At 72.7% G+C, this 12107-nt stretch carries 13 protein-coding genes and 2 tRNA genes; 6 read left to right on the top strand and 9 right to left on the bottom strand.

Annotated elements, in window-relative coordinates; genetic code table 11:
* Window positions 1-11 precede the first annotated feature (11 nt).
* Complete coding sequence (gene pgsA / locus STTU_RS28345; RefSeq protein ID WP_007829238.1) at window positions 12-683, bottom strand: phosphatidylinositol phosphate synthase; 672 nt, start codon at window positions 681-683, stop codon at window positions 12-14.
* Between the two features lie 321 nt (window positions 684-1004).
* Here pgsA and STTU_RS28340 point away from each other — a divergent pair, with 321 nt between their 5' ends.
* Complete coding sequence (locus tag STTU_RS28340; RefSeq protein ID WP_007829237.1) at window positions 1005-2654, top strand: hypothetical protein; 1650 nt, start codon at window positions 1005-1007, stop codon at window positions 2652-2654.
* Between the two features lie 118 nt (window positions 2655-2772).
* Here STTU_RS28340 and STTU_RS28335 read toward each other — a convergent pair whose 3' ends face one another.
* Entirely contained in the window at window positions 2773-3342 is a 570-nt protein-coding gene (locus tag STTU_RS28335; protein WP_043256571.1) for an HIT family protein, read from the bottom strand.
* 67 nt (window positions 3343-3409) lie between these two features.
* Here STTU_RS28335 and STTU_RS28330 point away from each other — a divergent pair, with 67 nt between their 5' ends.
* Window positions 3410-4090, top strand: a complete 681-nt coding sequence (locus tag STTU_RS28330) for a potassium channel family protein (RefSeq protein WP_007829235.1) — start codon at window positions 3410-3412, stop codon at window positions 4088-4090.
* Window positions 4091-4122: 32 nt separating this feature from the next.
* On the opposite strand, the gene thrS is transcribed toward STTU_RS28330, so the two are convergent.
* A complete protein-coding gene (gene thrS / locus STTU_RS28325) occupies window positions 4123-6099 on the bottom strand; it encodes a threonine--tRNA ligase (protein ID WP_043256569.1) in 1977 nt (658 codons plus the stop codon).
* A 307-nt stretch (window positions 6100-6406) separates the two neighbouring features.
* On the opposite strand from thrS, the gene STTU_RS28320 reads away from it, so the two are divergent.
* Entirely contained in the window at window positions 6407-7126 is a 720-nt protein-coding gene (locus STTU_RS28320) for a DNA polymerase III subunit epsilon (protein ID WP_007829231.1), read from the top strand.
* A 55-nt stretch (window positions 7127-7181) separates the two neighbouring features.
* Here the strand turns inward: STTU_RS28320 and STTU_RS28315 are convergent.
* The 4 genes from STTU_RS28315 to STTU_RS28300 all read right to left on the bottom strand — a co-directional run bounded on the left by STTU_RS28315 (window position 7182) and on the right by STTU_RS28300 (window position 8630).
* Window positions 7182-7253, bottom strand: a tRNA-Val gene (locus tag STTU_RS28315).
* 38 nt (window positions 7254-7291) lie between these two features.
* A complete protein-coding gene (locus STTU_RS28310; protein WP_007829229.1) occupies window positions 7292-7792 on the bottom strand; it encodes an SRPBCC family protein in 501 nt (166 codons plus the stop codon).
* Window positions 7793-7963: 171 nt separating this feature from the next.
* Window positions 7964-8035: transfer RNA gene (locus tag STTU_RS28305), tRNA-Val, on the bottom strand.
* A gap of 73 nt (window positions 8036-8108) precedes the next feature.
* Window positions 8109-8630 (bottom strand): TIGR02611 family protein, encoded by a 522-nt coding sequence (locus tag STTU_RS28300; RefSeq protein WP_007829227.1) that lies wholly within the window; start codon window positions 8628-8630, stop codon window positions 8109-8111.
* A gap of 227 nt (window positions 8631-8857) precedes the next feature.
* Between STTU_RS28300 and STTU_RS28295 the strand changes: the two genes are divergently transcribed.
* Both STTU_RS28295 and STTU_RS28290 read left to right on the top strand, forming a co-directional pair.
* Window positions 8858-9271: an SsgA family sporulation/cell division regulator gene (locus STTU_RS28295; RefSeq protein WP_003959770.1), complete on the top strand. Its 414-nt coding sequence runs from the start codon at window positions 8858-8860 to the stop codon at window positions 9269-9271.
* A 243-nt stretch (window positions 9272-9514) separates the two neighbouring features.
* The gene (locus STTU_RS28290) at window positions 9515-10075 is read left to right on the top strand and encodes a CGNR zinc finger domain-containing protein (RefSeq protein ID WP_007829211.1); all 561 of its coding nucleotides are present in this window, start codon (window positions 9515-9517) and stop codon (window positions 10073-10075) included.
* Between the two features lie 186 nt (window positions 10076-10261).
* On the opposite strand, the gene STTU_RS28285 is transcribed toward STTU_RS28290, so the two are convergent.
* Together STTU_RS28285 and STTU_RS28280 are read right to left on the bottom strand one after the other, a co-directional pair.
* Window positions 10262-10621: a hypothetical protein gene (locus STTU_RS28285; RefSeq protein WP_043256565.1), complete on the bottom strand. Its 360-nt coding sequence runs from the start codon at window positions 10619-10621 to the stop codon at window positions 10262-10264.
* Between the two features lie 191 nt (window positions 10622-10812).
* Window positions 10813-11280: a hypothetical protein gene (locus STTU_RS28280; protein ID WP_007829207.1), complete on the bottom strand. Its 468-nt coding sequence runs from the start codon at window positions 11278-11280 to the stop codon at window positions 10813-10815.
* A gap of 243 nt (window positions 11281-11523) precedes the next feature.
* On the opposite strand from STTU_RS28280, the gene STTU_RS28275 reads away from it, so the two are divergent.
* Window positions 11524-12045 (top strand): DsbA family protein, encoded by a 522-nt coding sequence (locus STTU_RS28275; protein ID WP_007829206.1) that lies wholly within the window; start codon window positions 11524-11526, stop codon window positions 12043-12045.
* The last annotated feature ends 62 nt before the right edge of the window (window positions 12046-12107 follow it).

The following is a 12107-nucleotide window of genomic DNA, read 5'->3' as shown; positions in this document are numbered from 1 at the left end:
CGGCAGTCGGCTCACGAGGTGGCCTCACTCTCCTGGAGGTGCTGGGCCGCGGCGTCGGCCTCGGCCGCCTCGCGGCGCACGGTGACGACCCGCTGGACGATGGTGACGAGGGAACCGGCGGCGACGACCCACAGCGCGATGGGCAGCAGGACGTCGATGTGCGGGACGCCGAAGGTGACGCGGAAGCCCGCGAGACCGGCGAGGACGAGGGTGATGACGAGGCGCTCGGCGCGCTCGACGAGCCCGTTGACGGCGACGGGGAGGCCGATCGCCTCGCCGCGCGCCTTCGTGTACGAGACGACCTGGCCGCTCGCGAGGCAGAAGATGGCGACGGCGGCGAGCATGTCGTTGTCGCCCTTGCCCGCGTACCAGAGCGCGAAGCCGCCGAAGATCGCGGCGTCGGCGACGCGGTCGAGCGTCGAGTCGAGGAACGCGCCCCAGCGGCTGGAGATCTTCGCCTGACGGGCCATGTTGCCGTCCACGAGGTCCGAGAAGACGAACAACGTGATGACGATGGTGCCCCAGAAGAACTCACCGCGCGGGAAGAACACGAGGGCCCCCGCGACGACGCCCGCCGTGCCGATGAGGGTCACGGTGTCCGGGCTCACCCCCCGCCGGAGCAGGAACGCGGCGAACGGCGTGAGGACACGCGTGAAGAACGCACGCGCGTACTTGTTCAGCATGGCCTTTCCAGAGGGTTCGGGTGCCCTGCGGCCACCACGGCCACCGGCTGCCCCATCGTAGTCACGCCCGGCCCCTGCCGTGGGCCCGGACCCGGCCGCCGCACGCCGCGCTCCCTCCACCGTACGAAGAACCGACGGTCCTACCGGCGCGACCTGGCAAGCCCCCGTGCGCCCCCCGGCGCCGCCTCCCGCTTCGCGGAATCGGTGACGTCCCCCGTACGGCCGGATACGCTGATGAACTGATCAACAGGTGTGCGGGCGGCGGGAGTCGGGAAGGCCCGACGAGACGGCCCCGCAAGGCGCCGCAGTGATGGGGGCAGGATGAGCAGCTTCGACTTCAGTCCGGGGGCGCAGGTGCCGCTCGCGGGCGGCGCGGGCCAGACCGCCCCGACGGGCGCGCTCGCCTCCGCCGCGTACCGCGACGGCCCGGTGGACGCGATACTCGGGGCCAACACCGAGTGGCACAAATGCGGCGTCTCGGCGCCGAGGGTCAAGCTGCTGCGGCCCGATCTCGGCGAGGCGTTCGCGCACGCGGTGCAGAACCGGCTGCTCGGCGGCGGGCGCAAGCCGCTCATCCAGTCCTTCGGGATGGAGCCGCAGGTCGTCGTCGAGCACTGCCTCGCGGCGAACAGCATCCGGCGGGCCAGGGACACCAGACTCACCGTGATCATGGTCCTGTTCGGGGTGCTGTTCCTGCCCGGCCTCCTCCTCTACCTGGGGGTCTTCGCGCTGCGCCGCAGCGTCGCCGACTCCACGAACAAGCGCGCCGGGCTCCTCGTGACCCCGCTGCTCATCGCGCTCGGCGTGCTCGGCGTGCTCTTCCTCCTCAAGATGCCCTTCGGCGGCTTCTGGGCCTGGTACCTGCGGGCCTGCGTCGTCGCGCCGCCGGTCGGCTGGTGGTTCGCCAAGCGGGCCTGCGAGGCGACCGCGCGGGATCTGCGGGAGCGCTGGGCGGGGCTGCTCTCGGGCGGCGGCATCGGTGCGAAGATCCCCGAGGCGGTGCCGCGCGACCCGAACCAGAAGGCCGCCGAGGTGCTGCGCCAGTCGCTCGCCAAGCTCTCCGCCGAGCAGCGCTCCAACTCGGTCTTCTACGCCGGACCCAAGGGCATCCTCGGCCTCGGCACCCGGTGGGGCAGCTGGCAGCTCGCCGAGGAGCTGGTCCCGCGCGAGCCCGGCAGCGAGATCCATCCCTTCCGCAGCTACGACGTGATCCGGGCGATCCACGACCAGCTCAAGCTCCTCGCGCGCGGCCCGCTGCACACCGGCGGCTTCCCCGAGCCGGACGTGCGGCACTGGATCGTCACGCCGATCGGCGAGAACGCGGACTCCGTCTCGCGTCCCGAGGGCACCCACGTCGACGACTTCCAGATCCGCGACCACGAGGTCCAGCGGATCTGCAACGAGCAGCAGTTCGACGCCGGTGACCGGCACTACCTCGGGACGCAGTTCACGCTCTGGGACGGGCAGCTCGTCATCACGATGATGACGACGGTGACCGTGCTCCACGAGACGCTGCGCATCGAGGTCACCGGGCACGCGCTCGGCCCCGTGCACTCGCTCTTCATGGGCAAGCCCTCGCCGAAGAAGATCACCAAGCCGAAGGCGGTGCGGTTCTGGGAGACGAAGGACCACATGCTCCCGCTCGTCGACGCGAACGAGGTCGTCCGGCTCGCGGCCCGCGCCCCGCTCACGTGGTACCCGCCGGTGCTGGAACACCTCGGCGGCAAGCTCTCGCTGCCCGAGCCCTTCGGCCTGCGGCATGCCTGGGCGGCGCAGCCCTGGCGGCACCGCTTCATGGCGGACGACGCGCTGCGTGCGGCGACCCCGGTGCTGCGCGTGGTGCACCAGGCGGCGCTGCGGGTGCTCGACGAGCACGGCGTGGACACGACGAAGTTCGGCGCCCGCTCCGGCGCCCTGAGCGGCGGCGTCCAGGAGGCGGCACCGCGCAAGGCGGACGTGTACGACGCCTGAGCCGCCACGCGGAGGGCGGCAGGCGGGACGGACGAGGACGGCCGGCGAGGGGCCGGGCGGTACGGGTACGGGGCGCGCCCCGTACCCGTACCGCCCGGCCCCTCGCCCGTCCCGCCGCCTACGGCCTGTTCTTGCCCGGCCACGCCTCCGCGAGCATCCGCCGGGTCTCGCCGAGGAGTTGCGGCAGCACCTTCGTCTGGCCCACGACGGGCATGAAGTTCGTGTCCCCGCCCCAGCGCGGCACGACGTGCTGGTGCAGGTGCGCGGCGATGCCCGCGCCCGCCACGGTGCCCTGGTTCATCCCGATGTTGAAGCCGTGCGCCCCCGAAGCCGCCCGCAGCGTCTCCATCGCCTGCTTCGTGTGGACGGCGAGTTCGTCCGTCTCCTCGCGGGTCAGCGCGGTGTAGTCGGCGACGTGCCGGTAGGGGACGGCCATGACGTGCCCGCCGTTGTACGGGTAGAGGTTGAGCACCGTGTAGACGTGTGTGCCGCGCGCGACGACGAGCCCGTCCTCGTCGGACTTGCCGGGGATCTCGCAGAAGGGGCAGCCGTCGCCCGCCGCCGGGCCGCTCGGCTTCCCCTCGCCCTGGATGTACGCCATCCGGTGCGGGGTCCACAGCCGCTGGAACGCGTCGGGCGTCCCCACTCCGATCTGCTGCTCCGGGTCACTCGTCATACGACGCAGCATATGGCGTCACCCTCGCGGGGCGTGTCGGCCGTCCCCGGCGGCCGAGTGCCCGCGCCAAGCTGGCCCCGTGCCCCTCTCCCCCGTCTCCGGACACGCCCCGCACCGCGAGGGCCCGCTCACTTTCGCGGCACTGCTCCTGCTCGCGGCCTACTCCGTCCGCGTGCTGGCCACCAGCCTGCCCGGCTGGGCCAAGGACCTCCTCCACGCGGCGATGGCGCTCGCCTGGGCGGTGGCCCTCCTCGACCTCGCGGTGCGCTGGCGCGACTCCCGGCTCGGGGTCGCGTACCCGCGCCACCATCCCCTCTCGGTGGTCGTGGCACTGCTCCCGCTGCTGCGCCCGCTCCAGTTCGTCCCCATCTACGAGGGGGTGCGGCGCAGACGGCGGCGCCCGGCGCTGTCGGTGCCGGCCCGCGTCATCGTCTACACGGGCCTCGCCGTCGTCCTCATCGGCTTCACCGCGGCGCTCACCGTGTACTGGGTGGAGCGGAGCGCGCCCGGCGCCTCGATCCGCTCCTTCGGGACGGCGGTGTGGTGGGCCTGCGCGACGCTCGCGACCGTCGGCTACGGGGACGCGGTGCCGGTCACGCCGGGGGGCCGTGTCGTCGCGGTCGCGCTGATGGCGTGCGGGGTGGCGCTGCTCGGAGCGGTCACGGGCGCCTTCTCGACGTACCTCCTGCGGGTCTTCGACGACGAGAGGGGCCCGCGCGACGAAGGGAACGGGGACGGGCGAGGGCCCTCGCGGGAGTGATCCCCGCGCGGGCCCCCGCCCTGCCGCTTCGCTCAGACCTGGACGCGCCGCTCGACGACGTCGAGGAGCTTGGCGATCGCCTCGTCCTTCGGGATGCCGTTCTCCTGCGAGCCGTCGCGGTGGCGGAAGGAGACGGTGCCCGCGTTCATGTCGTCGTCGCCGACGATGACCATGAACGGCGTCTTCTGCTTCTGGTGGTTGCGGATCTTCTTCTGCATACGGTCCGAGGAGGCGTCCACGTCGACGCGCAGGCCCTTGCGGCGCGCCTCGGCGGCGAACTCCTTGAGGTACGGGACGTGCGCGTCGCCGACCGGGATGCCGACCGCCTGCACGGGGGCGAGCCACGGCGGCATGGCGCCCGCGTAGTGCTCCAGGAGCACGGCGAAGAAGCGCTCGATGGAGCCGAAGAGCGCGCGGTGGATCATGACGGGCCGCTGCCGCGAGCCGTCGGCGGCGGTGTAGGAGAGGTCGAAGCGCTCGGGCAGGTTGAAGTCGAGCTGGACGGTCGACATCTGCCAGGTGCGGCCGATCGCGTCGCGCGCCTGCACGGAGATCTTCGGCCCGTAGAACGCGGCCCCGCCCGGGTCGGGCACGAGCGGCAGGCCCTGCTTCTCGGCGACCTGCTGGAGGGTCGCGGTCGCCTCCTCCCACACCTCGTCGGAGCCGACGAACTTCTTCTCGTCCTTGGTGGACAGCTCCAGGTAGAAGTCGTCGAGGCCGTAGTCGCGGAGCAGGTTGAGGACGAAGGTGAGCGTCTTGTCGAGCTCCTCCGCCATCTGCTCCTTGGTGCAGTAGATGTGCGCGTCGTCCTGCGTGAAGCCGCGCGAGCGGGTCAGCCCGTGCACGACGCCGGACTTCTCGTACCGGTACACGGTCCCGAACTCGAAGAGGCGCAGCGGCAGCTCACGGTAGGAGCGCCCGCGCGCGTCGAAGATCAGGTTGTGCATCGGGCAGTTCATCGGCTTGAGGTAGTAGTCCACGCCCTCGTCGAGCTGCATGGGCGGGTACATGCCGTCCGCGTACCAGTCGAGGTGGCCGCTCTTCTCGAAGAGGGCGCCCTTGGTGGTGTGCGGGCTGTAGACGAACTCGTAGCCCTCCTCCTCGTGCCGGCGGCGCGAGTAGTCCTCCATCGCCCGGCGGATGATGCCGCCCTTGGGGTGGAAGACGGCGAGCCCGGGGCCGACCTCCTCGGGGAAGGAGAAGAGGTCCAGCTCGTTGCCGAGCTTGCGGTGGTCGCGCTTCTCGGCCTCGGCGAGGAAGTCGAGGTGCGCCTTCAGCTCGTCCTTGGAGGGCCAGGCGGTCCCGTAGATGCGCTGGAGCATCGGGTTCTTCTCGCTGCCGCGCCAGTACGCGGCGGCGTTGCGCATGAGCTTGAAGGCGGGGATGAGGCGAGTCGTGGGCAGGTGCGGGCCCCGGCAGAGGTCCTTCCAGCACAGCTCGCCGGTCTTCGCGTCGAGGTTGTCGTAGATCGTCAGCTCGTTGCCGCCGACCTCGACGGCGGAGCCGTCCTCGCTGGTCGAGCCGCCCTTGAGGCCGATCAGCTCCAGCTTGTACGGCTCGTCGGCGAGCTCCGCGCGGGCGTCGTCCTCGCTGACCACGCGGCGCGAGAAGCGCTGGCCGCGCTTCTGGATCTCCTGCATCTTCTTCTCGACGGCCTTGAGGTCCTCGGGCGTGAAGGGCTTCTCGACGTCGAAGTCGTAGTAGAAGCCGTCCTTGACCGGCGGGCCGATGCCGAGCTTGGCCTCGGGGAAGATCTCCTGCACGGCCTGCGCCATGACGTGCGCGGTCGAGTGCCGCAGGATGTTGAGACCGTCCTCGGAGGAGATCTCGACGGGTTCGACGGTCTCGCCCTCGCCCAGCACGTACGCGAGGTCCCTCAGCTCGCCGTCCACGCGGGCGGCGACGACGGTGCGCTCACCGGGGAAGAGGTCGGCGGCCGTCGTCCCCGTCGTCACCACACGCTCGTCCCGCTCGGAATCGCGCTGGATGATCACACGGACGTCTGACACCGGTCTCTCCTGACTGGAAATGGACACGTGCCAAGGCACACGGCACGCGTGGCTCTCATGCTACCGGGCCCCCTGTTCCCGCCCCTCCGGCACTTCTTCCGGCGCTGCCCTCCCCCAGCCCCTCCGGCGATCGAGGAACGGGGTACGGGGCGGGCCACGCGGCCGAGCCTCGGGAAGGGGGCGCGCACACGCGAGGACCCCACTCCCGCACAACGCCCCGCCCCCGACTGACCACCCGGAGGAACGGGTATCCATTCGTCGGCGACAGGGGCGCCAACCACCGACCCGCCAGGAGAGGTTGACAAGAATGAGCTGGTACGAGGGACCACTCGCCGCCTACACCGCGACCCCCACAGGCCCCCGCACCGCGAAGGACCGCGTCCTGTCGGCGGCGGTCGTGGTGCAGGACCACGCGGACGCCCCGCCCCGGTTCGAGCGCTGGCTCGTCTGCCCCGGCGTCCCGGTGCCGCGCTCCGCGCGGGCGGCACTCGGGCTGAGCGAGGACCACATCCGCCGCAACGGCCGCTGGCCGGCCCCCGTGATGGACGAGGTGGCCCGCTCGCTGCACGAGCACGCGCTCACGGGCCGCCCCCTCGTCGTCCTCGACGCCCCCGCCACGCTCGCCCTGCTCGACCGCGAACTGCGCCGTCACCGGGCGACCTCGCTGACGGAGCGGCTCGGCCCGAAGCCGCTGCGGGTCCTGGACCCGGGGCTGCTCGACACACAGCTGGATCGTTTCCGCAAGGGAAGCCGCGAGCTGGAGAGCCTGTGCTCGGTCTACCGGGTGCCGGGCGGTGATCCGCGCGACCCGGCGGCGCGCGCGCTGGCCGCGCTGAACGTCGTACGGGCCCTCGGGCGGCGTTTCGCGGCCCGTCTCGGGCGTCTCAACGCGGCCGAACTCCACGCGCTCCAGGCCACCTGGAGCACACGCGGACCGGCCGCGCCCTGGTTCGGGCTCCAGGCGACGCGCACCACGGGGACGGAGGAGGGCTGGCCGCTCGGCCCCGCGCTGACGGGCGCGGCGTAACACCCCCGGAAAAGAAAGCAGCCGGTCCGTCAACTCGACGGACCGGCTTACCCGGTGGGCGATACTGGGTTCGAACCAGTGACCTCTTCGGTGTGAACGAAGCGCTCTTCCACTGAGCTAATCGCCCGGGACGCAAGGAACCATACAGGGCCCGGAGCCCTTCGTTCAAACCGCTTCCCCGCGCCCCCGGGGGCCCTCGTCCGCCCTGGTGAGCAGGGCGCGCAGCGCGCGCTGTCCCGCGCGCATCATGAGCCGGTGGTTGAGGCGCAGCAGCGGGCGGCCCGGCAGCGACAGGAGCCGCAGCAGGGGCGTCACGACCTCGACCCGCTGCTCGAACTCGGCGAGCGTTCCCGCACCCCGGGGGCTCAGCCGCCACCCCAGCTCCCCGCGGATGTCCCCGTCGACCGCCGCCCGCAGCACCCCGACGCCGTCGGGGCCCGGCGCCCCGGACGGTCCGGGCAGCTCGCGGATCGTCACGCGGAGGTCGTACGGGAGCACGGAGCGGATGCGCGCCGAGCCGCTGCGGCCGTCCGGGGCGGCGCGGGCGGTGCGGACCTGCGGCCACCAGCGCGGGTACTCCTCGGGCCGTGCGAGGACCGCGTACACGCGCCGCGGCTCGGCGGGGAGCAGCCAGCGACTGCGGAAGCGGTAGTGGTACGGGCGCATGGCGTCAGTCTGCCCCTCGGGGCGGCGCGGAACGCCTAAGCGAGCCGGGACGCGCATCCGAGGCCCGGAGGCACCGTCGGGCGGTGGACGGCCTCAAGGGCACGGGCGTGCGTCGCGGTCCGGACATGACCGCGGCCCGGAGGCTTGGAAGCCTCCGGGCCGGTCCCGGGGTGGGCGATACTGGGTTCGAACCAGTGACCTCTTCGGTGTGAACGAAGCGCTCTTCCACTGAGCTAATCGCCCGGACGCAGGGAGAACATTACCCCATGTCAGGGGGTGCTCCGGCCTCCGCGCGTCACGCGGGGGCGCCGGTCGCTCACTCCTTGATGTTCCAGGGCAGCTCCAGGCCGAAGCGGACCACGTACACGAGGACGAGCGCCGCGATGACCACCAGGCCGATGCTGGTCAGGATGATGTTGCGGCGGCGGACCCTGGGGTCGAGCGCCTTGTGCGCGGCCTCGGTGACCTTCCGCTTGGTCCAGCGGAGCACGAGCTGGGCCCAGACGAACTCGGTGGCCCAGATCGCCATGCCGCCGAAGATCACCACCCAGCCCGGTCCGGGCAGGACGAGCATGAGGACGCCGGCGACGACGACCGCGAGCCCGACGACGAAGACGCCGACCTGCCAGCTGAGGTGCAGCGTGCGGCGCTCGCGGACGAAGCGCGGTGCCCGCGAGCCGAGGCCCTTCCCGCCCGGCCCCGGCGCCCCGCCCTCCGACTCCTCCGGCGTGCCGCCCACCGGCATCCCCGGCGCGCCGCCCACCGGCTTCCCCGGCGTCGAGCCCTCCGGCTCGGGCGTCTGCTCCTGCACGTCAGGCTCGCTTCTCGTCTCGCCCATGAACCCCGTCCCCCCGGCCCCGGGCCGCCCCCGAGGTGGGTCCGGACTCTACCCGAGTGGCGCCACAACCGGAACGGAGGTAAGGCGACAAAAAGGACTCACCCGTACGAGTGACGCAAAGCACAAGAAACCGCCCAGAGGGGTTTACAACGGCACTGTAGGTGGCATGTCGATTTCGCCGACGTGCGAATCCCCGAGCGCACACTGAGCGAAAGGCCCTGGCGCTTATGAACACCACGGTGAGCTGCGAGCTGCACCTGCGCCTCGTTGTGTCGAGCGAGTCGTCCCTGCCGGTCCCGGCAGGGCTGCGGTATGACACGGCCGATCCCTACGCCGTGCACGCCACCTTCCACACCGGAGCGGAGGAGACCGTCGAGTGGGTCTTCGCCCGCGATCTCCTCGCCGAGGGCCTGCACCGGCCCACGGGTACCGGCGATGTCCGCGTCTGGCCGTCCCGCAGCCACGGTCAGGGCGTCGTCTGTATCGCCCTCAGCTCGCCCGAGGGCGAGGCGCTGCTGGAGGCCCCCGCGCGGGCCCTGGAGTCCTTCCTCAAGCGGACCGACGCCGCCGTGCCACCCGGCACGGAACACCGTCACTTCGACCTCGACACGGAGCTGTCGCACATCCTGGCCGAGAGCTGAGCGAACCGGGAGCGGCAGCCGCCGGAAGCCCGACGCCAGGAGGCCCACTCGACGACCCGCACCGCCCGACTCGGGGCGGCGGTACGGGTACCGCCCCGCCCACGGTCCGCCGTGGGAGGAGTACGGCACGGCCGCCGTTCCGGTACGACCGGGACGGCGGCCGTGTCGTGTCCGGACCCGGCCGGGACTAGCATCGGCCGTCACCGGCGGGCAGGGGGCCCGCCTCGGGGGCAGGGGTCCACGGTGCTGATCACACACGACACGCGGTGCGCGCTGGAGGCGGTGGTCGACCTGGTCAACAGCGCCCCCGCCGAGGGGCGGGCCGAGTCGCTCGCCTCGGTGGCCGAGCTGGAGGAGTTCGTACGGGCGCACCACCTGAGCGACACCGGGGTGCTCGACACCTCGGACCTGCGGGCGCTGCACCACGTGCGGGCCCGCTTCGCGGAGGTCTTCGCCGCCGCGGACAGCGCGAGCGCGGTACGGATCATCAACGAGCTGGTGGCGACGGCGGGAACCACGCCTCGGCTCACCGACCACGACGGCTACGACTGGCACGTGCACTACTTCGCGCCGGGCGCCTCGCTCGCCGACCACCTCGCCGCCGACTGCGGCATGGCGCTCGCCTTCTTCGTCGTCGCGGACGAACGCGAGCGGCTGCGCCGCTGCGGGGCCCCGGACTGCGGCCGGGCCTTCGTCGACCTCTCGCGCAACCGCTCCCGCCGCTACTGCGACAGCCGCACCTGCGGAAACCGCCTCCACGTCGCCGCCTACCGCGCCCGGCGCAAAGAGGCGACGGCGAAGTAGCCGCCCCGCGCGTAGCCGCCGCCGCGCGCGAGCTCGCCCACGGCGCACAGAGGGCCCACAGGGAGCCCCCAGGGGCGTGACCCGCCGGGGCGGCAGGTTCCGGCGGGACCAGCGGCCCCGGCGGGACTCGGCCCGGCGAGCGGGCAACACCCGGCGCGTGCCCGGACGCCCCCGTACGGTGGCGCCTCAGCTCAGGTAGAGGTCGTGGACCGCGCCCATCAGCAGGAGCAGGCCCACCACCGTCAGGAAGATCATCAGCGGGGGCTGCGAGAGGGCGAAGAGGCACCCCCTCTCGTTGCCGGTGGGAGTGGGGTGCCCCTGCGTCACGGCCTCGGGCTTCTCCTCCGGGGCGGGGGCGTCCGGCTCGGCGGGGACGCGACCGGGCGCGTGGGGAGCCGACCGGACGGGGGCGGGTGTCGTGGCGGCGGACGGTGGGCGGGGAGCGGGAACGGCGACGCCGGGGCACTCTGCGCGGTGCGACGGGACGGGCAGGGGCGGAACGGAGACCGCTGCCGCCTGCCCCTCGTCCAGGGAGGTCTCGGGCATGACGCAGCGATCATGGCCCACCCGCCCCCGCTAGGCGGCCCGAAATGCCCCTCGCACCGCGGAATTCACCGGTTCACGCGTACGAGTTCTATTGACACAGCGTGACGGAGCACCCGGAGCTGCCGTGTTTCCCGGCGATTCGAACAGCCGTGTCTCACTCCTCGGAACGCGCGAACGGGGCCCGCGCGGGCTCAGATCCCGTGCTTCTTCAGGATGGCCTCGATGTCGCTGAAATCCTCGTCCGGCTTGGCGCCGCGCGAGGAGCCCGTCGAGCGGCCCGCGTCGCCGGAGGCCGGCCGGGCGGGGGCACGCCCGGGGAGGGCAGGCCCCGAGGCCGCGGGAGCAGTGGCCTCGTTCTCGCGCGCCGCGCGGGCCGCCGCGCGGCGTTCCTTGCGGGTCCCGTACTTGCGCCGCTCGACCGAGCGCGTCGCGAGGAAGAGCAGCCAGGCCGCCCCGAGCACCACGAAACCGGCCCAGGCCGTGGGGCTGAACGCGGTGTGCGCGAGCCACTTGACCACGCCGGTCATGACCAGGCCGATGGGCACGAGCGAGTAGGCGGCGATGCGCGCCGCGCTCAGGAAGCGCTTGCGGTAGGCGGTGACGGCGGCGATACCCAGGCCGGCCACCGATACGGCGGAACAGATCGTCTCGGCGAGCATCCGGGCCCCTCCAGGCATCTCCGTACGGCATCCACCGGCTCCGCGCCCGCGCGCCTCACCGGTTCTCTCTCCCCTCCATCGTGCACCGTCGCGGAGGCCGACGACATGGGGACAGCCCCACCCCGGGCCGAAATGGGGGACTTCTCAGGGTCGCCGCGCGGCAAGGATCAGGGTTTTCCCAGGGTCGCGCCCGGGAACCCCCGCGTGAGCGGGCGTGGCGCCCGCCGATGGGAAACTGGTCCGATGAACGAACCGACGCCCGCTCCCACCGCCCCCTCCCCCGTCGTCCTCGACGTCTGGTGCGAGCTCCAGTGCCCCGACTGCCGCTCCGCCCTCGCGGACCTGGACGCCCTGCGCGCGCGGTACGGCGACCGCCTGGAGATCCGGCTGCGCCACTTCCCGCTGGAGAAGCACAAGCACGCCTTCGCCGGGGCCCAGGCCGCCGAGGAGGCGTTCGCGCAGGGGCAGGGCTGGCCCTTCGTCGCCGCCGTGCTGCGCCGCGTCGAGGACTTCGCCGCCGCGGGCGAACCGTTCCTCGTCGAGACCGCCGGTGGACTCGGCCTGGACGCAGAGGAGTTCGACACCGCGTTGATCGACGGGCGGCACATCCTGACCGTGGACGCCGACCAGGCCGAGGGCAAGGCGCTGGGCGTGAAGGGCACGCCCACGTACGAGATCGGCGGCACGCTCCTCGACGGCAGCAAGACGCAGGAGGGGCTGCGGGAGCGGATCGAGGAGATCGCGGACGGACTGCTCGCGGACTGAGCGCGGGGGGCGGGTCTCCGCGGGGAACCAGCCGCGCCCGCGCGGAGGCCGGCCCCCCGCCA

The sequence above is a fragment of the Streptomyces sp. Tu6071 genome, assembly GCF_000213055.1.
Lineage (GTDB): Bacteria > Actinomycetota > Actinomycetes > Streptomycetales > Streptomycetaceae > Streptomyces > Streptomyces evansiae.
The sequence above is the reverse complement of the archived record's forward strand: the minus strand, read 5'-3'. Positions and strand labels throughout refer to the sequence as shown.